At 76.1% G+C, this 26,875-nt stretch carries 14 protein-coding genes; 4 read left to right on the top strand and 10 right to left on the bottom strand.

Annotated elements, in window-relative coordinates; all coding sequences use genetic code 11:
* The first annotated feature begins 28 nt into the window (after positions 1-28).
* On the top strand, positions 29-400 hold the full coding sequence (locus ACIP5M_RS27640; RefSeq protein ID WP_401201740.1) for a hypothetical protein: 372 nt from the start codon (positions 29-31) through the stop codon (positions 398-400).
* On the opposite strand, the gene ACIP5M_RS27635 is transcribed toward ACIP5M_RS27640, so the two are convergent.
* The 9 genes from ACIP5M_RS27635 to ACIP5M_RS27595 form a co-directional block, all read right to left on the bottom strand.
* The gene (locus tag ACIP5M_RS27635; RefSeq protein ID WP_401201739.1) at positions 282-1,613 is read right to left on the bottom strand and encodes an MFS transporter; all 1,332 of its coding nucleotides are present in this window, start codon (positions 1,611-1,613) and stop codon (positions 282-284) included. The genes ACIP5M_RS27640 and ACIP5M_RS27635 overlap by 119 nt on opposite strands.
* 11 nt (positions 1,614-1,624) lie before the next feature.
* Positions 1,625-2,863 carry an alkaline phosphatase family protein gene (locus ACIP5M_RS27630; protein WP_401201738.1) on the bottom strand — a complete coding sequence of 413 codons (1,239 nt, stop codon included), beginning with the start codon at positions 2,861-2,863 and terminating at the stop codon, positions 1,625-1,627.
* 111 nt (positions 2,864-2,974) lie between these two features.
* On the bottom strand, positions 2,975-3,673 hold the full coding sequence (locus tag ACIP5M_RS27625; protein ID WP_401201736.1) for a galactokinase: 699 nt from the start codon (positions 3,671-3,673) through the stop codon (positions 2,975-2,977).
* Between the two features lie 1,247 nt (positions 3,674-4,920).
* On the bottom strand, positions 4,921-6,819 hold the full coding sequence (locus ACIP5M_RS27620) for a methyltransferase domain-containing protein (protein WP_401201735.1): 1,899 nt from the start codon (positions 6,817-6,819) through the stop codon (positions 4,921-4,923).
* The gene (locus ACIP5M_RS27615) at positions 6,816-8,018 is read right to left on the bottom strand and encodes a glycosyltransferase (protein ID WP_401201733.1); all 1,203 of its coding nucleotides are present in this window, start codon (positions 8,016-8,018) and stop codon (positions 6,816-6,818) included. Before ACIP5M_RS27615 ends, ACIP5M_RS27620 begins: the two co-directional genes overlap by 4 nt.
* Positions 8,015-8,860 (bottom strand): alpha/beta fold hydrolase, encoded by an 846-nt coding sequence (locus ACIP5M_RS27610; RefSeq protein WP_401201731.1) that lies wholly within the window; start codon positions 8,858-8,860, stop codon positions 8,015-8,017. Before ACIP5M_RS27610 ends, ACIP5M_RS27615 begins: the two co-directional genes overlap by 4 nt.
* 8 nt (positions 8,861-8,868) lie before the next feature.
* Entirely contained in the window at positions 8,869-9,261 is a 393-nt protein-coding gene (locus tag ACIP5M_RS27605) for an acyl carrier protein (RefSeq protein WP_401201730.1), read from the bottom strand.
* A complete protein-coding gene (locus ACIP5M_RS27600; RefSeq protein WP_401201728.1) occupies positions 9,251-14,014 on the bottom strand; it encodes a beta-ketoacyl synthase N-terminal-like domain-containing protein in 4,764 nt (1,587 codons plus the stop codon). The genes ACIP5M_RS27605 and ACIP5M_RS27600 overlap by 11 nt, the downstream gene beginning before the upstream one ends.
* On the bottom strand, positions 14,007-21,107 hold the full coding sequence (locus ACIP5M_RS27595) for an SDR family NAD(P)-dependent oxidoreductase (protein WP_401201726.1): 7,101 nt from the start codon (positions 21,105-21,107) through the stop codon (positions 14,007-14,009). The genes ACIP5M_RS27600 and ACIP5M_RS27595 overlap by 8 nt, the downstream gene beginning before the upstream one ends.
* 497 nt (positions 21,108-21,604) lie before the next feature.
* Here ACIP5M_RS27595 and ACIP5M_RS27590 point away from each other — a divergent pair, with 497 nt between their 5' ends.
* The 3 genes from ACIP5M_RS27590 to ACIP5M_RS27580 all read left to right on the top strand — a co-directional run bounded on the left by ACIP5M_RS27590 (position 21,605) and on the right by ACIP5M_RS27580 (position 25,222).
* Positions 21,605-22,498, top strand: a complete 894-nt coding sequence (locus tag ACIP5M_RS27590; protein ID WP_401201724.1) for a LysR family transcriptional regulator — start codon at positions 21,605-21,607, stop codon at positions 22,496-22,498.
* 114 nt (positions 22,499-22,612) lie between these two features.
* Positions 22,613-23,890, top strand: coding sequence for a putative Ig domain-containing protein (locus tag ACIP5M_RS27585; RefSeq protein ID WP_401201723.1), 1,278 nt, complete (start codon positions 22,613-22,615; stop codon positions 23,888-23,890).
* An 84-nt stretch (positions 23,891-23,974) separates the two neighbouring features.
* Complete coding sequence (locus ACIP5M_RS27580; RefSeq protein ID WP_401201721.1) at positions 23,975-25,222, top strand: cytochrome P450; 1,248 nt, start codon at positions 23,975-23,977, stop codon at positions 25,220-25,222.
* A 38-nt stretch (positions 25,223-25,260) separates the two neighbouring features.
* Here the strand turns inward: ACIP5M_RS27580 and ACIP5M_RS27575 are convergent, their stop codons facing one another.
* Positions 25,261-26,850, bottom strand: a complete 1,590-nt coding sequence (locus tag ACIP5M_RS27575; RefSeq protein WP_401201720.1) for a molybdopterin-dependent oxidoreductase — start codon at positions 26,848-26,850, stop codon at positions 25,261-25,263.
* Positions 26,851-26,875 lie beyond the last annotated feature (25 nt).

Here is a 26,875-nt window from a genome sequence, read left to right as displayed (position 1 = left end):
GAGCAGGACGACAAGGAGAGGACCTCCGTTGGACGACTACAAAGAGGTTGAGTTGGTCATCTACACACCCGACGATGCTGTGGTCGACTCGGTGGTCGAGGGCTTGACGGACCTGAGCGTGAGCCGGCTCGGCCGTGCGCGAGCCGTCGACCCGATGAGTGTGGTCGTCATCGCCGGCGCGGTCCTCACCCTGGTGAACGGCCTGCTGGACCTGCAGGGTCACCTCAGGCGCCTCCGGTCCGCGGACGAGGCCGGGGAGCGGGCCGCCGCGTCCGAGGTCGTCATCGTCGTCCGGAACGAGAACGGCGACCGGCTGCCGTTGGCCGGGGCGGACCGGGCGGCCCTGCGGCAGATCGTGGAGGACGACCCCACGGAAGAGGAGGACGAGGAACGCCCCTGAGGAGGCAGACGGCGGCCAGGACGGCGGTCAGGGAGGCTGCCGCAGAGGCCAGGGCGGTGGCCGGACCCCACAGGGTCCAGGCCGCCCCGAAGAGGAGGGAGCCCGCGAAGCGGGCCAGGGCCTGAGCGGTCTGGAGCAGCGCGAGCCCGGTGGTGCGCAGTTCGGCCGGGAGCAGCGGGCCGGCGGCGGCCATCAGGACCCCGTCGGTGGCCGCGTAGAACAGGCCGAGGAGGGCGAGCACGCCGCAGACGAGCGGTGCACCGGCCGGTACGGGAGCCAGGAGCAGCAGGCACGCGCCGAGCAGCGGCACGTGCCCGGCGAGGAACACGCGGCGCCGGCCCAGCCGGTCGGCGAACCGCCCCAGGGGCAGCGCGGCCAGCAGGAACACGGCCGCCGTACCGACCGGCAGCAGCGGGAAGTACGCGGCCGGCAGGTCGAGCCGGCGCTGGAGCAGAAGGTAGAGGAAGGCGTCGCCGACGGTGAACAGGCCGAGGGCGGCGGCGGTCGCGCAGAGGCGGAGCAGTCCGGGGACCCGTAGGAGGGTGCGTACGGGGGGAAGGGCGGTACGGGTCGCGGGCGCGGGGGTCTCCCGTACGAACAGGGCCAGCACCACCACGCCCAGCACCGCGATGCAGCAGCTCACGGTGAACACGGCCTCGTACCCGTCCACCGCCACCCACAGCACCCCGAACGCGGCCAGCGGGCCCAGCAGCGCGCCCGCCGTGTCCAGCGCACGGTGCACCCCGAAGGCGCGGCCCTGCTGCTCGGGCGGGCAGGACAGCGAGATCAGCGCATCGCGCGGGGCGGTGCGCAGGCCCTTGCCCGTCCGGTCGGCGGCGAGCACCGCCGCCACCGACCAGGGGGTGGCGACGGCGAGCAGCGCCGCCTTGCAGGCGGCGGACAGCGCGTAACCGGCGCCCGCCACCAGCTTGCGGCGGCGGGTGCGGTCCGCGATGCGGCCGCCCGCGAGGCGCAGCAGCGCGGTGGCGCCCTGGTGGAGCCCGTCCAGGGCGCCGAACGCGAGCGGTGACATGCCGAGTCCGGCCATCAGGTACAGCGGCAGGACGGCGGTGACCATCTCGGCCGAGACATCCGTGACCAGACTGACCAGGCCGAGCGCGAACACGGTGCCGGGGACGGCCCGCAGCGGGCCTCTCGGGACCGGGGCGCGCTGCCCGGCCGTGTCGGCGGCCCGGGTGGTCGACAGGTACACGGATGCCTCCCTCAGAACCAGTTGACGGTGAGCGGGAACGCGGCGGTGACGGTGGAGCCGGCGGAGTCGGTGGCGGTCGCCGTGATCTGGACCGTGCCGCTGCCCCACGGCTTTCCGCTGATCCGGCCGGTGGTGGCGTCGACGGTCAGGCCCCAGGGCAGGCCGGTGGCCGCGTAGCGGATGGGGGACTTGCCTCCGGTGGCGGTGAGCTGGATGGTGCACGACTGGTTGAACTTGCAGGTCTGCGGGCCGGGGTTGGCCAGCTTCAGATCACCGGGGGTGGGGGTGGGGGTGGGGGTCGGGGTCGGGGTCGGGGTGGGTGTCGGTGTCGGTGTCGGTGTCGGTGTCGGGGTGGGGGTCGGGGTCGGGGTGGGGGTGGAGTCGGTGAACACCTCGCTGATCGGCTGGACGTTGGCCGCGTTGCCCGCGTGCGAGGCCGTGCCGAACAGGTCCTCGAAGGTGCGCAGCAGGTGGTGGTGGTTGAAGGCGGTGGTGTACTTGCCCGTCTTGACGTTCGCTCCGTAGAAGACGGTGGCGATCTGGTTGGAGCCGAGGTAGTTGTCCTCGTCCCACGTCAGCACCAGCAGGCTGTTGTTGGCCTTCGCCCACTGCGCGTAGGCGTCGATGTTGTTCTTCGTCCAGGTGTCGCCCGTGGCCACCGAGCACGAGTGCATGTCGTTGCACTGGTTGGGGACGACGAAGGACAGGTCCGGCAGGGCGGCGAAGTTGTTCTGCGGGAACTGCGCCCACGTCTTGCCGGTGTTCAGCGGCACGTTCTTGAAGGCGAACCACGGGTTGTGCTTCTGGGCGTACTGGCCGTTCGTGCAGGCGGTGGAACCTTCGGCCGGCAGGTCCTCGTTGTACGTGACGAAGGTCTTGCCGGCCGCGATCAGCTCCTGGCCGAGGTTCGGCGCCGTCATCGACTGCGGGGTGTAGCAGCTGTCGCCGGTGATGCCCTGGGTCGCGCCGGAGAAGAGGTTGAAGTAGTTGGGCTGGCTGGGGTGGGTCAGCGCCTTCATGCCGGTCAGGCTGGCGCCGCCGTTCGCCAGCTGGTTGATGTACGGGGCGTTCGCGCTGCCGATGATCTCGCCGTACTGCTTGTTCTCGTACACGACGACCACGACGTGGTCGTACGTCGGCAGTGCGGCCGTCGCCGTGCTCGTCACGGGGGCCGCGGAAGCGTTCTCCGCCGCCTGGGAGTTGGCGACGGTGAAGGCGCCGAGCAGGCCGAGGGCGCCGAGCGCGGCCACGATCGCGGACCGTCGGGCGCGGCGTCTGGCGTGGGCCGCCGGTGTTGTTGGTGTTGGGGTTGGGGTGGGGGTGGGGCTGGGCGTGGGCATGGGTGGTTCCTCCTTCTCGTGTCATTCCTCGCGCCGGGCCGCACCGGCCACGGCGATGTTCAGGAACCGCGGTACGGGCCGCGCGCGGCCGCGGAAGTCCTCCGCGACCGCGGCCCGCACCGCCGCCAGTCGGGCCTCGGGCAGCAGCACCAGTACGCCGCGCCCCGGCCGTGGGGCCGGGCCGGGCGGCCAGGCGCTCAGGGCTCCCGCGCGGCGGGCGCAGGCCACCGCCCGGGCCAGGTCGGCCGGCCGGTCCGCCGGTTCGCCGCGCACGGCGAGGAGCACCAGCCGTGTGCCCGAGGCGGCCGGGTCGAAGGTGACGTACCGGTGCCGCTGGGGTGGCGCGGTGAGCAGCAGGGCTTTCCCGGGCCGGGCGAAGAACACCGCCCGGCGCAGGGTGTCGTCGCCGTCCGGCAGGGCTTGGGCGAGCAGCCGGGCCAGGTGGGCGCGGTCCGGCTGCCCGTCCGCCGGCGCGTGGGCGTCGGCCACCGCCAGGGCCACCGCGCAGTCGGCCGGCTCCGCGGTGGCCAGCCCGGCGGCGGCCGTGAGCGAGCCCTGCACGTGCAGGTCGGTCCCGCCGCGGCCGTGGCCGGCCCGGGCCAGGGCGCGCAGCACGGCGTACGGGCGGACGGCCCAGGCGGGGGCGGCGGGCGGCGGCCCGGAGAGGGTCAGCGGCAGATCGCAGCTGTCGGCGGGGTGGGAGAGGGAGCTGAGCCGCACCAGCCCGTCGGTGCGGGGCGCCGCGGCGGCGGCCGTGGGCCACCCGGCGGCCGCGACGAGCCCGGGCGAGCCGAGGTGGAAGGCGTAGGGGGCGCTCCAGACGGCGGCCGGGGGCCGCCCGTGCGCGGCTTCGAGTGCGTAGGCGACGAGCCGGAAGAGGGGATCGGCGGTAGCCCTCCGAGCCAGGTCGCCTCCGGCGGGGTCGGCTGTTCCGGGGGTGGCCCCCCGGCCCGGTCCGCCTCCGGCGGGGGCGGTTGTTCCGGGGGTGGCCCCCCGGCCTGGTCCGCCTGCGGCGGGGGCGGTTGTTCCGGGGGTGGCCCCCCGGCCTGGTCCGCCTGCGGCGGGGTCGGTTGTTCCGGGGGTGGCCCCCCGGCCTGGTCCGCCTGCGGCGGGGTCGGCTGTTCCGGGGGTGGCCCCCCGGCCTGGTCCGCCTGCGGTGGGGGCGGTTGTTCCGGGGGTGGCCCCCCGGCCTGGTCCGCCTGCGGCGGGGTCGGTTGTTCCGGGGGTGGCCCCCCGACCCGGTCCGCCTCCGGCGGCGGCGGTTGTCCGGGAGGTGCCCCCCGAAGCCCGCGCTTCCGCCGGTCCGCCTCCGGCGGGGCCGGCAGCCCGGAAGGTGGCGGTCCGGGGGGCGGCCCCCCGGCCCGGTCCGCCTGTGGCGGGAGCGCCTTCGGCGGCTGTGCCCGTGGCGGGAGCGGCTTCGACGGGTGCGGCTGCGGCGCCAACGCCCCCGGCGGGTCCCATCGTGGCGGCGGCGCCCTCCGCAGGTGCGCCTGTGGCGGGAGTGCCTCCGGCGGGTGTGCCCGTGGTGGGAGCGGCTTCGGCGGGTGCGGCTGTGGCGCCAACGCCCCTGGCAGGTCCGACCGTGGCGGCAGCGCCCGCCGCAGGTGTGCCTGTGGCGGGAGCGGTTTCGGCGGGCGTGTTCGTGGCGGGAGCAGCTTCGGCGGGTCTGCCTGTGGCGAGAGCGCCTTCGCCGGGTGCGGCTGTAGTGGCGGCGCCTTCGGCAGGTGCGGCTGCGGCGCCAACGCCCCCGGCGGGTCCGATCGTGGCGGCGGCGCCCCCCGCAGGTGCGCCTGTGGCGGGAGCGCCTCCGGCACGTGTGCCTTCGGCGGGTGTGGCTGTGGCGGGAGCGCCCCCGGCAGGGCCGTGCGGGGCGGCAGTGTTCCCGGTGGGGTGGGTGGGGGGTGGCGGGTACGACGCGGTGGGGTTGTTCGGGTGGGGGGGACGGGGGGGCCGGCCCGGGGTGGGGGTCATCGTTGGGCCTTGCGGGCCAGGAGGCGGTAGGCGTTGCCGCCGTCGGTGTGGTGGGCTGCCGCGGTGCGCAGGGTGTCGAGGACCGCTGCGCCGGCGAACAGGGGGAGGGCGCACGCGCGTACCGCCGCGGCGAGGGCGCGGGTGCGGCGGGTGGGATCGGGGCCCCAGGGGCGGTCCGGGTCCGGGGCCAGGCGGGTGGCCGTCAGGGCCACCGCGCCGAAGAAGTCGTTGCCCTGGTGGGCCGGCCCGTGCTCCTCCGCGAGGACGGTGAACCCCCGGTCGGCCAGCGCCTCGCGCAGGTTCGCGGCCGGGATCAGGTGCTGGTGCTGCGGCTGGAACCACGGCAGCCACGCCGGCCCGAGGAGCCGGGCCATCCGCGATTCCGGGTCGGGGAGTTCGATGGCCAGGTGCCCGCCGGGGGCGAGGACGGCAGCCGCGGTGTCCAGTTCGGCGAACGGATCCCGGGTGTGCTCCAGGTAGTGGTACATGCTGACCACCTCGTACCGGCCCGCCAGCTTCGACGCGAACTCCGGGAACTGGCCCTGGAATCCGGTCTCGACCCAGCCGCGCCGCTCCGCCTCGCGGACCCCCTCGCCCATGTCGAGCCCGTCGAACCGGGTCCGGGGCCAGACCGCCCGCGCCGCGTTGCAGAAGTGCCCGTGCCCGGTGCCGACATCCAGCCAGGACTCCGGGTCGGCGTGCGGGAGGAGCATCTCGGCGCGCCCCCGGTAGGCGGGGCCGAGCCGGCCGAAGACCGTGCCCGCGCCCTCGCCGCCCCGCCCGTCGTAGAAGTCGCGGTAGTAGAACTCCAGCCCCTCCGGCGTCAGTCGGGGGTTCTGGAAGACGTGCCCGCAGTCGCCGCACTGCTCCAGCGTGAACCGGCCCGGCTTGCCCTGGAGCTGGTCGGGCATCCGTACCCGGACGGACAGCCGGTCCGAGCGGCACCACGGGCAGTCCGGGCGGCGCGGTTCGAAGAACCGGTCGGTCCCGGCGGCCAGGTCGGCCCGGTAGGCGGCGGTCCGGTAGGCGGCGGCCCGGGCGGCCTGCGGATCACCGGACCGGGTCGGGTCGGCCGCCGCGGCCGTACGGAGGGCAGCGCCGAGGGAGCGTACGGGGCGAGCCGCGGTGGCCCGGGCCAGATCGGCGGGGCGCAGCGGGGAGCGGGGGCCACCGAGGGCGAGGTACGGCTGGAGCCAGTACAGCCCGGCCGCGGCGGCCCCCCACCGGCCCTGGCGTACGGCGACCCCCGCGAGCAGCGCGAGCCCGGAAAGCTGCGCGGCGGCGAGCGCCCCCGGGGGCAGCCCCTGGGCCCGCAGCTCGGCGGCGCGCGCGGGCCCGCCGGGATGCGACTGCGGCCCGCAGCTCAGCGCCGGCGCGATGACCAGGCCCGTGGCCCCGGCCGCGTACTCCTTCAAACGGCGGGTGAGCGCCAGGAGTTCCGCCGGGACCGGACGCGGCCCGCCCGGGTCCACGCCGGCCCGTTCGAGCACCTCGTCGGCGACGAGCACCGCGAAGCCGGCCCCGCGCCCCTCGCCGAGCCGGTCCTGCCGGTACCGGGCCGGATCGACCAGGCGCAGCAGCCCCAGCGCCCGCTCGGCGGCCAGGTCCCCGGGCAGCAGGTCGAGCACCCGCAGGCCCTCCCGTTCGGCGTGCGCGCAGGCCGCGAGGAAGGTGGCCGCGTCGGGCTCGACCCCCCGGGCGGTGAGCAGCCGCCACCCGGCGGCACGCGGCATCGCGGCCGCGGTGGGCGGGACGACGGGCAGCACCGGGATCTCCCGGAGTCGGCGGCCGGCCCGCAGGGTGCCCGCGCCGAGCGCGGCCAGCAGCACCGCGGAGGTCCACCGGACCCGGACCGGGAGCCGGCCCCGGCCGCGGGGGAAGGGGGGTGGCGTCATAGCAGCTTCTCCAACCGGTCGGCCGCGGCGGCGGCCCCGCCCGCCGCGGCGAATGAGGCCTGGATCCGCCGGGCGGACCGGCGGGGGCCGGGTTCGTCCAGCACGGCCGTGAGCGCGTCGCGCAGTTCCTCGGCCCGGGTCCGCCCGAACCGCACCCGTACCCCGGCCCCGGCCCGGACGACCTGCTGGGCCACGATCGGCTGGTCGTCACGGATCGGTGCGACCACCAGCGGCAGCCCGTACGCGAGGGCCTCGCACACCGTGTTGTGGCCGCCGTGACAGACCACCGCGTCCAGGTGTGGCAGCAGCTCCAGCTGCGGGACGCGCTCCTGCAGCAGTACGTGGTCCGGGGCGGCTCCGACCAGGGCGGCGGGCGCCGCCAGCACCAGCTGTACCTCCGCGGCCAGCCGCTCGGCCGCATCCAGCACCGCCCCGTAGAAGCGGCCGCCGGCCTCCTGGTTGAGGGTGCCGAGGGAGACCAGCACGCGCCGCCGCGCCGGGTCCAGCCGCTGCCAGGGGAATCCGGGGGCGGCCGGCCGGGCCCCGAAGGCCGGGCCGACGAAGGCGTAGTGGGGCGCGAAATCCTCCTCGTTGCCCACGAGTTCGGGAGTGGAGAAGACCAGGATCAGCCGTTCGGAGAAGCGGGGATCCCACCCGCGGTCCCCGTCGGCCTCCTCTCCCTTCCCGCCGGCGTCGGGGTGGCCGGCCCCGAACTCCCGCAGCAGGCCGGCGATCTGGTCCGCCACCCACTCCCCGACCTTCGGGAAGTCGGCGAAGGGGCGGGTCAGTTCGGCCGAGGTGCTGGCGGACGTCGCCCACGGGACGCCGAGCCGCCGGGCGGCCAGCGGCCCGGCCAGGGCCTGCTGGTCGGCGACCATCACGTCCGGCTCGAAGGCGCGGACCGCCCGCGTCACCCCCGGCACCATCGCCCGCGCCAGCGGGACCAGCGCCTCCTCCCACAGGAACCGCAGTGCCCCGACGCCGCGCAGGTCGCGCCAGCGTTCGTGCAGGACCGAGTAGCCGCCGCCCGCCTCGTCTCCGGCCGGCAGGATCCGGGCCGACGGGGGCAGCAGCCCCGCCAGTGCCGAAGCGGGTCCGGTCCAGGCGATCTCGTGGCCGCGGGCGGCCAGTTCGGCCCCCACGGCCACGGTCGGATTGACGTGTCCCGCCAGCGGCGGCACCGTGAACAGCACCCTCATGGGACCAGCGCTCCCACCCGCGGCCGCGCCGCCGCCACCGGGGCCGCCGGTACGGCCGTCGCGTCGAGGTGGGCGAGCACGGCTTCCCGCAGCGCCCCGCTGTTCTCCTTGAGGACGTCGTGCCCCAGACCCGGCAGGATCCGCAGGCTGACGCGCGCCGCGTGCCGGGCCAGTTCCCGGGCGCCCGGCACCAGTTCGGAGTGCTCCCCGCAGACCACCAGGACCGGGCAGTGCAGCCGGGCGTAGTCGGCCGGGGTGAAGGTGCGGCTCCCGGCGATGTCGTCGATCAGGGTGGTGCGGTTCAGGAGATCGTCGGCGATGGCCGTGAGGTGGGCGGCCTTGCGCAGGCGCAGGGTGAGCAGCTCCGCCGGTACGGGGCTGTCCTCCAGGCTGAGCGCGGCGGCCGACAGGGTGTCGACCATGTTCTCCACCCACGCCCCGCCGAGCGGCGGTTCGAGCAGGGTGAGCCCGGCGACGAGGTCGGGCCGGGCCAGGGCGGCGTGCAGGGCGAGGGTTCCGCCGTAGCTGTTGCCGACCAGGTGGACCGGGCGCCGTCCGAGGTCCAGCGCGCCGAGCAGTGCGAAGAGGTCCCGTACGGCGGTGCGGCTGTCGTAGCCGGCGACCGGGCGCTCGCTGCGGCCGTGGCCGCGCAGGTCGTAGAGGACCACCTCGTGCCCGGCCCGGGCCACCGGCACGGCCAGGGGGCAGTAGAAGGAGGACAGGTTGTCGACGACCAGCCCGTGCAGGAAGACCACGACGGGCCGGTCGCCGCCGTCGGGACCGGCGCCGGACGGAAGCCGTTGGACGTGGAAGCGGAGTGATTCCGCGAGGACGAAGGCCATGGCGGGGCTCAGCCGGCCGTGGCGGCGGTTGCCGCACTGGTGGTGGCCGCACCGGTGGCGGCCGCGCTGGTGGGGACCGCGCCGGTGGCGGCGGTGGCCGGGCCCGCCGGCGCCGTCCGGGCGAGGGAGGCGTGGGTGATCCGGCCTATGTGGGTGACGAGTTCACCGACGGACATGGCGAGAATGGCGTCCATGTCCTTCTCCGCCAGGAAGCCCATCAGGTCCACCTCGGCGCCGTAGCGGTGGTGGAGCAGCTCGGCGAGGGCGACGAACTCGATGCTCTCCAGGGCGAGGTCCTCGTTGAAGGTCGTCTTCATCGTGACCTCCTCCGCGAGGAGGTACTCGTCGCCGACGATCTCCACCAGCATGCCGGTGATCTCGGCGAGGATGTCAGGTGCCATGACGTGTCTCCGTGAGGTGGAAGGGGACGGGGGAGGCCGCGGGTCCGTGGGCGGTCCAGGCGACCACGTGGTCGAGCGGCGCGGAGCCGAGCAGGGTGGTGCCGATGGCGTACGGGTGCCCGTCGGGAGACCGCACCAGCAGGCCGCCGGAGTCCGGATCACCGGAGACCCGCCACTCCCGCGGCCGGCCGCCGAGCCCGCTGCCCGCCGCTTTGGCGGCGGCCTCCTTGGCACACCACAGCGCGGTCAGCGCGGCCGGCAGGCCGGTGGCGTCGCGGGCGGACAGGGCCTCGGCCAGGCGGAGTTCGTCCGGGGCGAGCGCGATGCGGATCAGCGCGTCCGGGTCGGCGGTCACCGGCTCCACGTCGATCCCGACCGCCCGGTGGGGGTGGGCGAGGGCGACCGCGATCCGGTCCTTGTGGGCGATCGTCAGCCGGTGACCGCGGGCGAGCGGGCCCTCGGCCACGGGCCGGCCGGCGGGGTCGTTGCCGATCGGCACCTCCGCCGGGAACACCGGCCCGGCGCCGGCGTCCCACAGCAGGTGGCGCAGCGCGTCCTTGGCCGCGATCCGGCCCAGCAGCCAGGGCGCCCGGGCCCGCGGCGACAGCCGCTCGTACACCGCCCGTTCGGCGGCGCCCAGGTAGCGGCGCATCACCAGCTCCTGCGAGGCCGGGTCGGACCAGCGGCGCCGGGCCAGGCACCAGCCGGCCGGCTGGGGTTCGCCGATGCCGCACACCTCCGGGGTGAACTTCATCGGCCACACCCGCTCGTCGGCGCCGAACCGGCGGTACGTCCACCCCTCGATCAGCGCCCACACCTCGCCGCCGGCGCGGCGCAGCTCGACGTCCCCGCGCACGGTGACGTCGTGTACCTCGCGGATCCGGGCGGTGGCGGAGACGAGCTCCTGCGGGGCGGGCGGGGGACCGGAGTACCGGATGCGGTCCACGGTGGCCGGGAACACCAGGCGGTCCACCGGGAGCCGCAGCTGCATCCAGTGCCCGAACAGCTGGCCGGCGGCGTCCAGCAGCGCCCCCGGGTCCGGCAGCGCCCGCAGGACCCCCTGGATGCCGTCCGAGCCGACGGTCCGCACCTCGTGCACGGCGGCGAAGCGCGGGCCGTGGAACATCCACCGGTCCCGGTAGAGCGCCTCGGCGCTGACGGGCGCGGGCCCCGGGTCGCGCAGGGGGGTGGTGTCGGGCGCGGGCGGCTGCCCGTACCGGTCGCCGAGCAGGACGACCACGGAGGCGTACTCCCCGAGGCCGACGCGGTACCGTCCGGGCCCGTCGCCCCGGACGGTGGCCTCGATGTCGACGGCCGGTTCCACGGGGAGCCAGCGCAGGGCCCGTACATCCTCGTAACCGACGACGGCGAGGCCGGGCGGGGCGTACCGGCGGGCGGCGTCGGCCGCCAGCTCCAGCATGGTGGTCATCGGCACGACCGGGAACCGGTCGGAGTCCTCCGGCCAGCCGTCCGGCTGGAGGTAGACGCAGTGGTCCCGTACGTAGGGCAGTGCGGCCAGGGAGAGGTGCAGGGTGTGGGTGCCCGCGACCGCCGCTGCCGGACCCGGGGAGCCGGACCCCCGCAGGCCCCCCACGGGGACCGCCGGTTCCGGTGGCCGCGCGGAAGCCGACCACGCCTCGCTGACGCTCCGGACGGCCGCGCGGGTGTCACTGAGGACCGCGTCCAAGGCGGACAACAGGACCGGCCGGGGGCCGCCGGGCGCGGCCTGCCCGGGCTGCGCGGTCTGGCCGGTCTGCGGGCTCTGCCCGGCCTCCGCGGCCGCCGGGACGCCCGGCGGGGCGGCCGGCTCCGGCGCGAGGAGGCCGCCGAGCGCGGCCCGGGCCGCCTCGCCGAGCCGGACCAGCGGCGAACCGAGGTCCAGCGGGACGGCACGCCCCGATGTCGCCGGGGCGGCGGTCACGGGGTGGGCGGCCGTGGTGCCCGGCCCCGCCTGCCGTAGCGCCTGCGCCGGGCCCGCGGGCACCGGCCCGGGATCCGCGCCCGCCACCCTCCCGCCGGAAAACAGCCGTTCCCAGCGCGGCGCGTGGCCCTCGACCCACAGCGCGGCGCACGTGCGGCTCAGGGACGCCAGGCCCGGCAGGCGCGGGGAGGAGGTGGACACCGCGAGGTGGGGCCGCTCGCGCAGGGTGTCCTCGACGAATCCCGGCAGGCTGCCGGGGCCCAGCGTGACGAAGCTCCGAACGCCCTCCTCCTCGTACAGGCGCAGGGTCAGCTCGCGGAAGCGGACCGGCTCCAGGAGGTGGCGGACCACCAGGTCCCGTACCTCCTGCGGGGCGTCGGGGAACGGCGCGCACGTGGTCGCCGACCAGACCGGGAGGGCGCCGGGCCGCAGCGGCAGCCGCGCGAAGGCGGCGCGGACCTGGCCGAGGTACGGCTCCCACATCGGGGTGTGGAACCCGGAACGGAACGGCAGTTCCTGCCCGATCACCCCCTCGCCGCGCAACCGCGCGACGACGGCGGCCACCTGGTCCGGATCCCCGCACACCACCGACTGGTGGGGGCAGTTGTCGTGGCTGACCACCACCCGGTCGAGCCCGTGGAGCGCCGCCTCCGCCCGCGGCGCACCGCAGCCCAGCGCCGCGTAGACGAGGTCCGGGACCTTCAGCGAGCCGGGGCGCAGCGAGTCGAGGAAGGTGTCGGCCGCCTCCTGCGGATACATGCCCGAGGCCACCATGGCGGCCCACTCACCCAGGCTGTGGCCCGCCAGTACATCGGCTTCGATGCCGAGGCCGGGCAGCACCCGTGCGAAGAAGCGGCCCGTCGCGAGGGCGTCCAGGGCCCGTTCCACCAGCGACTCGCCCCGGGTGAGGCGGGGCCGCGGGAGCCGCAGCCGGTCCGCCACATCGTCCACCACCGGTGCGAACTCCGGCTCCAGGCCGGGGAACAGGAACGCCACCCGGCCGCCCAGCGGCTCCGGTGTGAACCACACGTCCCCCCTGCCCCGCCAGGGCCGGCCGCGCGCCACGACCTTCGCGGCCAGCGCGAGGCGCTGGGGCGTCGGCCCGAGCACCGCCACCCGGCAGGGCCCGTCGCCCACGGGCGCCGGTATCGCCTGCGGGGCGGCGGCGGGATCCGCGTCCCCGGAATCAGCGTCCCCGGCGGCCGGCGAGGCGGACGCCAGCCGCGCCGCCAGCTCCGCCGTGCTGTCCGCCGCCAGCAGCAGTACGTCGCCCCGCGCGGCCCCGCCGACCGGGGAGGCCGGGCCCCCCAGAGGAAGGAACCTGCGGACCGCGGCGGCGGGCCTGGCGGCGGCCGCCGGAGCCTCCTCCAGCACCACGTGCGCGTTGATCCCGCCGAAACCGAACGCGTTGACACCGGCCCGGCGGGGCATCGGCCCCCTCTCCCACGGCTCGGCGGCCGTCACCGGCCGCATCCGGGTCCGCGCCAGGTCCGGATGCGGCTCCTCCAGGTGCAGCGTCGGCGGCAGCACCCCCTCGTGCACCGCCAGCGCCGCCTTGATCAGCCCGGCCATGCCGGAGGCCTGCATGGTGTGGCCGAGCATCGACTTCACCGAGCCGAAGCCGATGCCGGTTCCGGTGCCCACGCCGGTGCCGGTTGCGGTTCCGATGCCCCCTCCGCTGCGTTCCGGTGGCCCGAACACCTGGGCCAGGGTGTCCAGTTCGGCCGCGTCGCCGACCGGAGTCCCGGTACCGTGCGCCTCCAGCAGTCCCAGCGCGCCCGGCGCCCGCGGGTCCAGGCCGGCCTCCCGCCAGGCCCGCTCCAGCGCCCGTACCTGGCCCGCGACCAGCGGACTCATCAGGCTCGCCGCCCGGCCGTCCCCGGCCACCCCGGTGCCGCGGATCACCGCGTAGACGCGGTCGCCGTCGCGCTCCGCGTCCGCCAGCCGTTTCAGCAGCACCACCCCGGTGCCCTCGGACAGCAGGGTCCCGTCGGCCCTGCGGTCGAAGGGGCGGATCCGCTCGCTCGGGCTGAGCGCCCGCAGCTGCGTGAACACGCTCCACAGGGTGGCGATGTGGCAGTGGTGCACGGCCCCGGCCACCACCGCGTCACAGCGCCCGGCCGCCAGCAGCCCCACCGCCTGGTCGACGGCCAGCAGGGAGGAGGCGCAGGCCGCGTCGAGTGTGTAGGCGGGGCCGCGGAAGTCCAGCCGGTTCGCGGTGCGGGCGGCGGTGAAACTCGGCACCAGCCCGATCGACGCGTCAGGCCTCTCCGGCCCCAGTGCCTCCTGGAAGGCCGACCGCACCTGCGCGATCCGCCGCTCGCCCAGCTCCGGCGCGAGCTCGCGCAGCGTCTGCGCCAACTGGTGGGCCGTGCGCACCCGTTGGTCCAGGCGGGCCGTGGCCACGCCCATGAACCCGCCGCGCCCCAGCACCACCCCGATCCGGGAGCGGTCGGCCGGCAGCCGCTCCTCACCGCCCGCGTCCGCGATCGCCTCGGCCGTCGCGTGCAGGGCCAGCATCTGATCCGGTTCGGCGCCCTCCACCGCGGCCGGCATGATCCCGAACCGCGTCGGGTCGAAGGCGGCCAGTCCGTCGACGAAGCCGCCGCGCCGGCAGTAGAACCGGTCGCCGGCCGCCGGTCCGGTGGCGCCGTCCGGGTCGTAGTACACCTCGGGGTCCCAGCGCCCGGGCGGAACCTCGCCGATGCAGTCCGTACCGGAGAGGAGGTTGCGCCGGTAGGAGGCCAGATCGGGGGCGCCCGGGAACACGGCGCCCATTCCGACGATCGCCGCGTCGGTGGGGCGGGGGCCGCGCCGCGCTCGCTCACTCATCGGCGCCGCCCTCCTCCGCGGCGGCCATCAGGACCACCTGTACGTCGCTCCCGTGGGCCAGTTCGTCGAGGAACGCGGCGGTTCCCGCCTCGGGGGCGATCAGCGGGATCCCCCGCCGGGCGTACGCGCGCTCCAGCTCGGGGGTCACCATGCCGCCGGCCTCCGCGGCCCAGGGGCCCCAGTCCACGGCCAGCACCCGGCCGGGGAAGGACTCCGCCCAGGTGTGGGCCAGGCCGTCGAGGGCGTCGTTGGCCGCGGCGTAGTCGCTCTGGCCGCGGTTGCCGTACACCCCGGCGACACTGCCGAACAGGGCCAGGAAGCGGGGAGCGGGGCAGGTCCCGTGCTCCGCCGCCGCGGCGGCCAGGTGGCGGGCGCCGGCCACCTTGGTGGTGAACACCTCGGTGAAGTCCGCCGGTTGCTTGTCGCGCACCAGGCCGTCGCGCAGGACCCCGGCGCCGTGCACGATCCCGTCGAGCCTGCCGTGGCGCGCCCGTACGTCGGCCACGACGGCCCGTACGGCCTGCTCGTCCGTGACGTCCGCGCGGTGGTAGCGCACGGAGGCCGCCACCGTGGCGAGGGCGGCCAGGGCGGCCCGTACCTCGCGCTCGGCGAGGATCCGCGAGGCCGCAGCCTCGATCTCGGCGGGTGTACGGAGGCCTGCGGCGATCAGCGCGGCGCGGAGCGCGACCCGGTCGTGGGCCTGTGCGAACTCGTCCGCCCCGGCGGCCGGTTCGGGTGTACGCCCGATCAGTTCGACGTGGCAGCCGGTGGCGCGGGCCAGGGCCAGGGCGGTGCGGGCGGTGATCCCGCGGGCGCCGCCCGTGAGCAGGACCACCGACGTGGAGTCGAGGGGTGGGGTGCCGCCGGTCGTGAGGAGGGGGGTGGGGACCGGGTGGTGGGTGAGGCGGGTGCCGTCTTCCGCGTAGTGGACGGAGGGTGCGGCGTTGGTGCCGTTGCCCTTGCCTGCGGCGTTGGTGCCGTTGTCGTTGCCTGCGGCGTCGATGAGTTCCGTGAGGAGCTGGGTCGTGATGCGCTCCGGGTCCTCCTTGGGGTGGACCTCCACGGCGCGGATCAGTGTGCCGGGGAATTCCAGGGCGGCGCTGCGGGCGAAGCCGTGCAGGCCGGCTCCGGGGGTGCCGGGGGCGGTGACCAGGAGCAGCCGGGGCAGGCCGGAGGTCAGGGCGCGTTGCAGGCCCGGGAACGCCTCGGGCAGGACCGGTTCGGCACCCGGGCGCAGCGCCGACAGGTCGACCAGCGCGTCGAAGCCGGGCTCGGGGGCCGGCAGGATCTGCACCTCGGAGCCCAGGTCCCGCAGGGCTGCGGCGAGCGTGCGTGCCAGTCCTTGGGCATCGTCGACGAGGGCGATCCGGAGGTCGCGGAGGTGGGTCCGCAGGGCCGCCGGGTCGGCTGCGGGGGCCGGTGCGGGCAGGAGGTCGACGCGGAGGCGGGTCAGCGGGGGCGCGGCGGGTGGGCGCGCGGACGGCGGGGCCGGTGTGGGTGCCGGTGCGTGGGCGTGGGCGTGGGCCTGTGTGTGGGCCGGTACCGGTGCCGGTGACGGCGTCGGTGTGGGTTCCGGGGCGCCGGGGGTGTGGGTCACCACCCAGTCCACGATGCCGCGCAGGGTTTTGATGCGGGACAGTTCCTCTACGGCGGATTCGGCGTTGCCGCCGGGGTCCTGGGGGAGGCCGATCCGGTCGGCCAGGGCGCCGATGATCTCCACCCGCTTGATGGAGTCGATGGACAGGTCCGCCTCCAGGTCCAGCTCGGGGTCGAGCATGTCCCGGGGGTAGCCGGTGCGGGTGTGGACGATCTCCAGGACGGCCTCCATGACGGACTCGGGGGAGCGGTCGGCCGGTGCGTGGGCGTCGGCGGGGCCGACTCCGGCGGGGGCGGCTCCCGTGGGGGCGGCTTCCACGGGGGCGGTCCGGGCGCGTCCGGGCGTGCGCCGGGGCGTCTCCTCGGGCACCGAACGTGGCCAGGGGTCGGATGGGGATGCGGAACCGTGTTCGGCGCCCTGCGGGGACGCCCCGGCACCCGCCCGGCCGCGCCCGGACCTCGGCTGTGGCGAGCCCGGATGGTGTCGCCCCGGCATACGCCCGGTGCCGCCGGAATCCTCCGGGTGGGACGCGCCCAGGTAGCCGAGCAGGATGTCCCGTTGCGCCTCCACCAGTTCGCGGCTGCCGCGGAGGTATTCCAGGACCGCCTCCTCGCGCCGGTCCGTGGACGCGGCGGGGGGCAGGGGGACCGGGGAGGCCGGGCGGAGGCCGCCGGCCACCGGTTCGCCGTTCGCGGTGCGGACCAGGTGGCCGTCCACCAGCCAGCCCGGGCGGGCCGGAGGCTGCTCCGGGAGGCGGGCGGTCCGGCCGCGGAAGAGTGCTTCCGGTGCTACCGGCACACCGGCGGCCGTGAGTTCTGCCAGCGCCGTGACCAGGCGCACCAGGCCGTGCTCGCCCGGTACGTCCAGCGGGACCGCCGTGTGGGGCCGGCCGTGGAGGATGCGGCCGACCAGACCGGTCAGGACCCGCCCCGGCCCGGCCTCCACGAAGGTCCGGACGCCGGCCGCGTACATGGCCTCCACCTGCTCCACGAACCGGACCGGCTCCGCGACCTGGCGCGCCGCGAGGCCCCGTACGGCATCGGGGCCGGGTGGGTAGGGGGCGGCCGTCGTGTTGGACCAGACCGGTACGGCGGGGTCGGCCACCGCCGTACCGGCCAGCTCGTCGGCGAGGGTCGCGGCCGCGCCCGCCACGACCGGGCTGTGGAAGGCGCAGGCCACCGGGATCGGTTCCGCCGACAGCCCGGCCTCGCGTAGCGCGGCCACCGCCGTGGACACCGCGGTGGTCGGGCCCGAGATCACGCACTGGCGGGGGGCGTTGTGGTTCGCCACCACGCAACCGGCGTCCGTCGCGATCTCCCGTACCTCGTCCGGTGGTGCCGACACCGCCGCCATCGAGCCCGGATCGGTTCCGGCGGCCGCCATGATGGCCTCGGCCCGGCGGGTGCTCAGCCTCAGCAGGCTCTCCGTGTCGTACGCGCCCGCCGCCCAGAGCGCGGTGAGTTCACCGTAGGAGTGCCCGGCCACGGAATCGGGCCGTACGCCCAGTCCGGTGAGCAGCAGGTGTGCCGCCGCGCCGGCCAGGCCCAGGGCCGGCTGGGCCATCCGGGTGTCGGTGAGCGCCTGCCGCTGGGCCGCCCGGTCTTCGGTGCTGAAGGCAGCGGGCGGGCACATCGCCGAGACCACCGCGGTGGGCGCCTCGTCCAGGAGCCCGCGCAGGGAGGGGAAGGCGGTGAACAACTCGGTGAGCATCCCGGGGCGTTGACTGCCCTGCCCGGGGAACAGGAACGCGACCCGGCCCGGATCGGCCGACTCCTCCCGTACGTGGACCCCCGGGCCGGGAGCGAACGCCCGGGCCCGTGCCAGCCGGGCGGCGAGCTCGTCCGGGTCGCAGGCCACGACCGCCACCCGGATCGGGCCGGTGCCGGTGGCGGCGGCCTCCGCCGCGAGGTCCCGCAGCGCCCACGGCCGACCGGCCGCGTCGTTCTCCTCCAGGCGGGCGGCGAGCCTCGCCATCGCCCGGCCCGCTGCCCGGCGGTCCTCGCCGCGGAAGCAGAACAGCTCGGCGGGCCACTCCTCCAGGCCGTGCCGGGGCTCCTCGGCACCCTCGTAACCGGCGAGCACCGCGTGGTAGTTGGTGCCGCCGAAACCGAAGGCGCTCACGCCCGCGATGCGCCGGCGCGGGGGCTCCGCCCAGGGCCGGGCCTGCGTGTCGAAGGAGAAGGGGCTGCTCTCCGCCTGCCAGGCCGGGTTCGGCGTGTCGAGGTGCAGGGTGGGTGGCCGCACGCCCGTGTGGACGGCCCGGGCCGCCTTGATCAGGCCGGCCAGGCCGGCCGCGCACTTGGTGTGCCCGAGCTGCGACTTCACCGAGCCCAGGGCGCAGGATCCGGGCGCGGCCCCGGAGGCGGTGAACAGCTCGGTCAGCACGGACAGTTCGGTGCTGTCGCCGACCACCGTGCCGGTGCCGTGCGCCTCGACCAGGCCCACCTCTCCCGGGCTGATGCCGGCCCGGGCGTAGGCCCGCTCCAGCGCCCGGCGCTGGCCTTCAGGGCGGGGCGCGGTCAGGCCGAGCGACCGGCCGTCGCTGGCCGCGCCGACCGCCTTGACCACGGCGTACACCCGGTCGCCGGCCCGCTCGGCGTCCGCGAGCCGCTTGAGCACGAGCGCCCCGACGCCCTCGCCGAGCGCGATCCCGTCGGCGGCGGCGTCGAAGGGGCGGCAGCGGCCGGTGGGGGACAGGGCGCGGACCGAGGAGAACATCAGGTAGTCGTTGATGCCGTTGTGCACGTCGGCGCCGCCGCAGACGACCATGTCGGTGTCCCCGTCGCGCAGTTGGCGGCAGGCGAGGTCGAGGGCGGCGAGCGAGGAGGCGCAGGCGGCGTCGACCGTGCAGTTCGCGCCGCCGAGGTCGAGGCGGTTGGCGACGCGGCCCGCGATGACGTTGGCGAGGATGCCCGGGAAGGAGTCCTCGGTGAGGCGCGGCAGCTGCTCGTCCAGGGCGGCCGGGACTTCGCCCAGGTAGGCCGGGAGCAGTGCGCGCAGTCCGTACGCGCCGGCCAGCTCGGTACCGGCCTCGGCGCCGAAGACCACGGACGTCCGGGAGCGGTCGAACTCCCGGTCCCGGCCGTACCCGGCGTCCGCCAGCGCCCGCGCGGAGATCTCCAGGGCCAGCAGCTGGACCGGCTCGATCCCGGCCAGGGAGGCCGGGGGGATGCCGTGCGCGAGGGCGTCGAAGGGGACGGGCCCCAGGAAGCCGCCCCACCGGGAGGGCGTGCGCTCACCGGCCCGGGCCGGGTCGGCGTCGTAGTAGAGCGCCGGGTCCCAGCGTTCGGCCGGCACCTCGGTCACCGCGTCCTTGCCGGCCAGGATCCGCGCCCAGTAGGCGGCGAGGTCGGGCGCCCCCGGGTAGGCGCAGGCCATCCCCACGATGGCGATGTCGAGCGGATCGGCGGCCGGGTCCGGCTTCGCCCCGGTTTCCGGCGCGGCGACCTCCCGGGCGCGCCGCTCCAGGAACCGCGTCGCCCCCTCGGTCACCTGCGCGTGCAGCGCGGCCACGGTGGTGGTCCCGTCGCGCAGGGCTGCCGCCTGCCCGAGCATGAACAGGCCCTCCGCGTACTGCTCCTCCTCACCGACGGCCTCCAGCCGGGCGCCGCCCCCACCGTCCGGTCCGGCCGCGCCCGCCGGCTCGGCCGCGCCCGCCGATCCGGCCCCGCCGGCAGAGCCCGCCACGCCCGCCGATCCGGCCGCGTCGGCAGAGCCCGCCGCGCGGCGCAGGCCCTTGGAGGCCAGGCGGAGCCGGCCAAGGTTGAGGTGTTCCAGCTGCTCCCAGACCTCGCGCGGGGCCAGCCCTGCGGCCGTGAGGCGCCGGCGGGTGGCCTCGAAGGTCTCGGCGTACGGGGTGGCCGCGCAGCGGGTCGCGTGGCCGGGGGCGGTGTGCAGCAGCACGGTGTCCGTGCAGTCCACCGCCGCCCGCTGGAAGACCGGCCGGACCGCCCCCGCCGCCACGGCCTCCTTCGTGAACAGGTAGGCCGTGCCCATCAGCACCCCGATCCGCGCCCCCCGTTCGGCCAGGGGGGCCGCGGCCGCCACCACCATGGCGGCGGAGCGCTCGTCGTGGATGCCGCCCGCGAACAGTACGTCCAGGGCAGCTGGTTCGGCGCAGGACAGCAGCCGCTCGATCTGCTCCTCCCAGAGCGGGAACGAGGCCCGCGGACCGACGTGCCCCCCGCACTCCAGGCCCTCGAAGACGAACCGCCGCGCCCCCTCGGCGAGGTACCGCTCCAGCAGCCCCGGGGACGGCACGTGCAGATGGGTCCGGATCCCGGCCGCCTCCAGCGGCGCGGCCTGCGCCGGGGTGCCGCCCGCGATGATCGCGTACGGGGGGCGGGCCTCGGCCACGGCCGCCAGCTGTTCCCGCCGCAGTTCGGCGGGGGCGAAGCCGAGCAGGCCCACCCCCCAGGGGCGGTCCCCGAGCCGCTCGGCGCTCTCGGCGAGGAGCCTGCGCACGTCGGGGCCCTCCATGACCGCCAGAGCCAGGTACGGGACCCCGCCCGCCGCGGCCACCGCCTCCGCGAAGGCCGCCTGGTCGCTCACCCGGGTCATCGGCCCCTGGGCGACGGGCAGGGCCCGCTCCAGCGGCCGGGCCCGTACGGCGGCGGCCAGATGCCCCGCGACGGCATCCCGTACGGCCTGGATCACCCCGCCGGTGGTCCGGTGGCGGGCGGCCAGCCGGGCCGCCGAGGCACCGTCCTGCCCGACGGGCAGCAACTGTGCCCGCAGGTCCCGGGCACCGAGCAGCGCGGCGGCGGGTCCGTCCGGCGGCGCAGGCAGGTCGGGGCGTGCGAACACCCGGTGCCCGTCGACCAGCCGGGTCTCCGAGCCGTCCATCGCCCGCAGGGCCGCGGTCACTTCGCCGGGCAGCGCCTCCTCGCCCTCGGCCGTCAGGGCCAGTTGTACGTCGAGCAGCACCCCGGCGGCCCCGCCCGCGACGGCCGCGGCCGCCGTGTGCGGCCCGATCCCCCCGCACGCCCGGACGGGCACCCCGGCGCCAGGGCCCGCGAGCAACTGCTGCAGCAGGACGAAGGTGGTGGTCCCGCCCACCCGGCCGCCCGCTTCGTGGCCCTTGGCGACGAGCGCCGCCGCCCCGGCGGCCACCGCGGCCGCGGCCTCCGCCGGGCTGGTGACCTCGGCCCACACCCGTGGCCGGCCGGGAGCCGCCGCCCAGGCAGCCACCTGCTCCCGGGTGTGCGCCGCCGGATCGGCCAGCAGCACGGTGTCCACGGGGTCCGGCAGCTCTCCGGGCCCGGTCGGGCAGCCCGCGGGCACCCGCACCCCGTAGGGGCGGCCGGCGCCGAGCCGGCGGTCCAGCTCCGCGAAGGCGCGCCGTGCGGCGTTCGCGTCCCGGCCGAGGTCGAGCAGCCCGAGGGCCCCGGCCCGTTCGGCGGCGGTCACGATCCGCGGATGGGGCTCCTCGAACGGGCTGACGGCGACGACCAGATCGCGGGTGGCGGGGGAGGACTGCGGGGGCTGGGGGGTCACGGGCGCTCCTCTTCCAGTGCTGTGTGACATGGCGCAGTACAGGGCGGAAGAACCGGGGGAGAGCGTGGAGATGTGCTGCCGATCTGCGGCCCGGGCGCCGCGTGCGCACACCGGCCGGGATCCCCGGCCGATCGGTGGGGGCGAGCTTGAACCTTGAACAACGATCACATGCCCGGACGCCGCGATGCATCGTGCGGGGGGCGCCGTGCACTGTCAACAGCCATACGGAATACGATGCTTCGCCTCATCGGGACCCGCGGAGCACGCGGAACCCGCCCCGGGCGGACCGGCATCGCGCCCCTGCCGCGCCGGTGGCCTGCGGCGATTCCCACCCGGGCGGGCCGCCCCGATGCGCGGGCCGGCGTACGACATCCCCCTGGCTCATGCCGCACCGGCATGTCTTGCCGCCGACCCGGCATGAACACCGCTCCGAGGGGCGGGCAGTTGTTCACCCTGTGGCCCTTACGGGTCCACCCTCCCGCGGTTACCGTCCGGTCATGACCCCCACACTCGCGCAACTCCGCTACCTCGTCGCCGTCGCCGACTGCCGGTCCATCACCGGCGCCGCCGCCTCGGTCTTCGTCGCCCAGTCCGCCCTGTCCCGGGCCGTACAGGCCATGGAACGCGACTTGGGCGTCGAACTCCTCGCCCGCCGGGGAAGGGGGGTGGACCTCACACCGGAGGGGGCCCGGGTCGTCCGGCTGGCCCGTACCGTGCTCAACGCGGTCGAGGCCATCGACGACATCGGGACCCCGCACGGCAAGGACACCCGGGGCTCCCTCTCCGTCGTCACCACGCCCACCCTCGCCCTCGACCTGGCCACCGACCTCGTCGCCGCCTTCACCGAACGCCATCCCGGCGTGGACGTCCGCCTCCACCAGCACGACAGCAGGGAGGCGGTCGTCCAGGAACTGAACCAGGGGCACGCGGAACTGGCCCTCGTCGACCTGCCGGTCGACAAGGAACTCACCACCCACCACATCCAGGAACGCGAGGTGGTGCTGATCTCGCCGATCGGCTCCCGGCTGCCCAACCCCCTGCCGCTGCGCATGCTCGACGGGCTGCCGATGGTGCTGCCCACGCCGGGCACCGGCCGGCGCACCGAGATGGAAGCCATGTTCAGCTGTCTCGGGGTCCGCCCCGTGCCCTCCCTGGAGGTCGACGAGCGCCTCGCCTGGGTGACCGGGGTGACCGACGGCCGCGGCTCCCTCATCTGGTACCGGGACGTGGTGTTGAGGGCGTTCGGCAGCAGGGCGGAGATCCGCTCCTTCACCCCTCCCCTGCTGCGTCCCGTGGGCATCGCGCACGCCCGCCGGCCGCTGAGCCGCGCGGCCCGCGCCTTCATCGCGGACGTGGGGCGCAAGGCGCCGGTACGGGAGCCGGTGCGCTGAGCCGGGTCCGGGAGGGCGCCCGGCGGGAGGCATGCCGGGACGGCATTGAACGATGCTCGAACGGGGCGGGGTTGAGTCTGGCGTCCTCGGCCGTTGCCGCCTCACATGGTCCGCATGTCCCGACTCCTGACAGCACCACGGGCCGCCGCCGCCCTCGCGACCGCGGTCCTCGCCACGATCCTGCCGGCGGTGGCCTGGATGGCCAGCGCCACCGCCTCCCCGGCCGCCCCCGTCCCGGCCGGTCCCGCGGCCGCCGCCGCCCTGGCGCCCGAGAAGAAGTGCACCCTGCCCGGCGGCCTGGCCGAGCTCAGCGGGCTCGCCATGAGCCGCAAGCACCCGGGCGTCTTCTACGCCGTCAACGACAGCGGGAACACCAACCAGGTCTTCGCGATCGACTGCACCGGCACCACCGGCGTCCTCAAGGCCACCCTCACCGTCTCCGGGGCCGGTAACACCGACTGGGAGGGCCTGGCGATCGGCAAGGACGCCGCGGGCGGCCCGGTGATCCTCGTCGGCGACATCGGGGACAACTTCGGCAGCCGTGCCGAGATCACCGTCCACAGCTTCGCCGAGCCCGCGCAGCTCGCCAACGCCACGGTCACGCCGACGACGTACCGTTTCGCCTACGCGGACGGCAAGCACGACGCGGAGTCCCTCCTCGCCGACCCCGTCACCGGACGGCTCTTCATCGCGAGCAAGGTCATCGGAGCCGCGGGCCGGCTCTACCAGGCCCCGCTGCCGCCGGTGACCGGACAGGTCAACACCCTCACGGCGATCGGCTCCGGCCCGGTGTTCGCCACCGACGGGGCCTTCTCGCCGACGGGAGCCTCGTACACGCTGCGCAGCGGCGGACCGTTGGGCGCCAACACGGCCTCCGTCTACGACACGGCGGGGACCAAGCTCGCGGACGTGGCCCTGCCCGCCCAGTCGCAGGGCGAGACGGTGACGTACGCCGACTGCGCGAACCTGCTCGTCGGGTCGGAGAACGACACCCAGATCTGGCGGGTGCCGCTGCCGCCGGAGGCCACGCCGGGTTGCGGCGCGACCCCGACGCCCACGCCCACGCCTACGCCCACCCCCACGCCTACGCCCACACCCACCCCGACTCCCACTCCGACCCCCACTCCCGGTGGCCTGAGCCTCACCAACCCCGGCCCCCAGACGTGCAAGTTCAACCAGTCCTGCACCATCCAGCTCACCGCCACCGGCGGCAAGCAGCCCGTCCGGTACGCCGTCTCCGGCCTGCCCTGGGGCCTGTCCCTCGACGCCGCCTCCGGACGCATCGGCGGCAAGCCCTGGAGCAGCGGAACGGTCCAGGTCACCGCCACCGCGACCGACGCGGCCGGAGCCACCGCCGGCACCTCCTTCGCGCTGACCGTCAACTGGTTCTGAGACGGCCAGGGGGCGGACTTGTACAACCCGCCCCCCAGGCCGCACTGTTGACCGAGTTTCGTTCACCAGGTCAGGAGATCCGGCTTGTCGTCCCCCACCCCACCCGTCCCGCACGTCATCGACCCGGCGGGCGGCTGCCCGCACGCGCTGAACGCCCGGCTGCGCGCCCGGGGCGCCGTGGCCGAGGTCGTACTCCCCGGCGGGGTGCCCGGTGCGGTCGTGCTGGGACACGACGCGCTGAAGGAGTTCCTCGCCCACCCCGACGTGGCCAAGGACGCCCGGCACTTCCCGGCGCTGCACGACGGCACCATCCCTCCCGACTGGCCGCTGCGGGTCTTCGCCAACGCCCAGGGCATGCACACCTCCGACGACGCCGACCACCGCCGGCTCCGCTCCCTGGTCGGCAAGGCCTTCACGGCCCGCCAGGTCGAGCGGCTGCGCCCGCGCGTGGAAGAGCTGGCCGCCGCACTTCTCGACGACCTCGGGCGGGCGGCCGCCGAAGCCCCCGGCGGGGTCGCCGACCTGCACGCGCACTTCGCCCTCCCCCTGCCGATGAGCGTCATCTGCGAGCTGCTCGGCGTGGATCCCGAACACCGGGAGCGGCTGCACCGGCTGACCAACACGGTGATCATCGCGACCGACGTCACCCCGGCCGAGAAGATGGCAGCCCTGCAGGAGCTGGTCGGCCTCATCGGCGTCATCGCGGCCGCCCGCCGGGAGACCCCCGGGGACGACCTCACCAGCGCCCTGATCGCCGCCCGCGAGGGCGACGGCGACCGGCTCAGCGAGGCGGAACTCATCGGCACCATGCGGCTGATGCTGGTCGCGGGCCACGAGACCACCCTCAACCTCATCACCAACGCGGTCCGCGCCCTGTGCACCCACCGCGATCAGCTGGCCCTGGTCCTGGAGGGCAAGGCGACCTGGTCGGACGTGGTGGACGAGACCCTGCGCTGGGACTCGCCGGTCAGCTGGTTCCCGTTCCGCTACCCGACCCGCGACCTGGACGTCGACGGGACGGTGATCCCGCGGGGCACCCCGGTGCTCGCCGGCTACAGCGCGGCCGGCCGCGACCGGGCTTTCCACGGCCCGGACGCCGACCGCTTCGACGTCACCCGCCCCACGGCCGCCCGCAGCCTCTCCTTCGGTCACGGCGCGCACTACTGCATGGGCGCCCCGCTCGCCCGGCTGGAGGCCACCATCGCCCTGGAGCGCCTCTTCGCCCGCTACCCGGACCTGGACCTCGCCGTTCCCGAGCCGGAGATCCCGCACCAGCGCAGTTTCATCAGCAACAACGTGCAGTCGCTGCCCGTCCGCCTGGTACGGGAGTAACGGCGCGGAACCCAGGCGTCAATCCGCCCGCGGCATCCTCAAGGGCCCGACCCGACCCGCACGGTCACCACGTGCCAACCGGTCGCGCCGTCGGGCAGGGTGCCGGTGCGTTCCCCCGTCTGCACGGCGCCCGTGCCGTCCGTGGCCCGGACCTCCAGGGTGTGCCGGCCCGCCGTCGCCTCCCACGGCCACACCCACTGCCGCCAGGTGTCGGCGCCGTCCGCGTCCCCGAGCCGCGCCTCGTGCCACGGACCGCCGTCGACCCGTACCTCCACCCGGGCGATCCCCCGGTGCTGCGCCCACGCCACACCGGCGACCGGCACCCGGCCCGGCACCAGCACGGCGCTCGCCCGGGGGGTGTCGATCCGCGACTGCGTCTTGACCGGGCCCCGGGCGGCCCAGGACCGGCGCACCCAGTACGCGTCGTAGGCGGCGAAGGTGGTCAGCCGCAGCTCGCGCAGCCACTTGCAGGCGGACACGTATCCGTACAGGCCCGGTACGACCATCCGGACGGGGAAGCCGTGCGCGAAGGGCAGCGGCTCGCCGTTCATCCCGACCGCCAGCAGTGCGTCCCGGCCGTCCATCACGGTTTCGACGGGCGTGCCCAGGGTCATGCCGTCCACCGAACGGGCCACCAGCTGGTCGGCCGGACCGCCCTGCGACGGAGGCCGTACGCCGGCCTCGCGGAGCAGGTCCCCGAGTCGTACGCCGAGCCAGCGGGCGTTGCCCGCGTACGGGCCCCCGACCTCGTTGGACACGCAGCACAGGGTGATGTCGTGTTCGACGAGCGGGCGGGCGAGCAGCTCCCGCAGATCGAGGGTCAGGGGCTCGGCGACTCCCTCCCCGTGGATGCGCAGCCGCCACGTGTCGGCGTCCACGCGGGGCACGACGAGGGCGGTGTCCACCCGGTAGAAGTCCCGGTTCGGGGTGAGGAAGGGGGAGACCCCGGGGACACGCAGGTCCGCGCCGGCGGGTACGGGCGGCGCCGGCACCGCGGGCGGGGGCAGGCGGAAACCGGCCCGGGAGGCGGTGGCGCCGGCCGAGCTGTAGGCCCCGAGACGGCGTCCGGCGAGCCCGGCCCCGGCCGAGACCGCCAGGGTGGCGGCGACGAGGCGGCCGAAGCCGCGGCGGTCCATCGCCCAGGCGCCGCCGGCCGGAGCCCCGGCCGGGCGCGGCCGCCGCAACGCCCTGACCAGCAGGTACAGCACTCCGGCGGCGGCCGCACCGCCCACCGCGGAGGGCAGGGCGTCCCGCCACGTCGCCTCGGGCCGGCTGAGCGCGGCCGCCGCGCCGAGCACGCCGAAACCGCCGGCGACGGCCATGCCGGCGGGGAGCCGGCGCAGGGCCAGCACCCCGGCACCGATGGCCACGGCGGCCAGGATCGCGAGGATGCCGAGGGTGAGCACCAGCTTGTCGGCGGTGCCGAACTGCCGGATGGCCCATTCCTTGACGGCCGCGGGCGTACGGTCCACCACGGCTCCGCCGACCGCCGTGAGCGGGGACGCCTCCGGCCGGACGGCGGCCGCGGCGAGTTCCGCGAAGCCCAGCCCCGCGACCGCGGCGATCACGCCACTCGCGGCGCCGAACAGGCGCTGCCGCCGTCCGGGGCGCCCGGGATCTGCCTTCACACGGCCAGTGTGCCTCGACCGCCCG

The organism is Streptomyces sp. NPDC088762 (assembly GCF_044750905.1).
Lineage (GTDB): Bacteria > Actinomycetota > Actinomycetes > Streptomycetales > Streptomycetaceae > Streptomyces.
This window is presented reverse-complemented; position numbering and strand designations above follow the sequence as displayed.

Excerpts from the sequence above, each read along its gene's own strand:
- ACIP5M_RS27620 (WP_401201735.1), bottom strand. The coding sequence starts at position 6,819 with ATGACGCCACCCCCCTTCCCCCGCGGCCGGGGCCGGCTCCCGGTCCGG.
- ACIP5M_RS27615 (WP_401201733.1), bottom strand. The coding sequence starts at position 8,018 with ATGAGGGTGCTGTTCACGGTGCCGCCGCTGGCGGGACACGTCAATCCG.
- ACIP5M_RS27610 (WP_401201731.1), bottom strand. The coding sequence starts at position 8,860 with ATGGCCTTCGTCCTCGCGGAATCACTCCGCTTCCACGTCCAACGGCTT.
- ACIP5M_RS27605 (WP_401201730.1), bottom strand. The coding sequence starts at position 9,261 with ATGGCACCTGACATCCTCGCCGAGATCACCGGCATGCTGGTGGAGATC.
- ACIP5M_RS27600 (WP_401201728.1), bottom strand. The coding sequence starts at position 14,014 with ATGAGTGAGCGAGCGCGGCGCGGCCCCCGCCCCACCGACGCGGCGATC.
- ACIP5M_RS27590 (WP_401201724.1), top strand. The coding sequence starts at position 21,605 with ATGACCCCCACACTCGCGCAACTCCGCTACCTCGTCGCCGTCGCCGAC.
- ACIP5M_RS27585 (WP_401201723.1), top strand. The coding sequence starts at position 22,613 with ATGTCCCGACTCCTGACAGCACCACGGGCCGCCGCCGCCCTCGCGACC.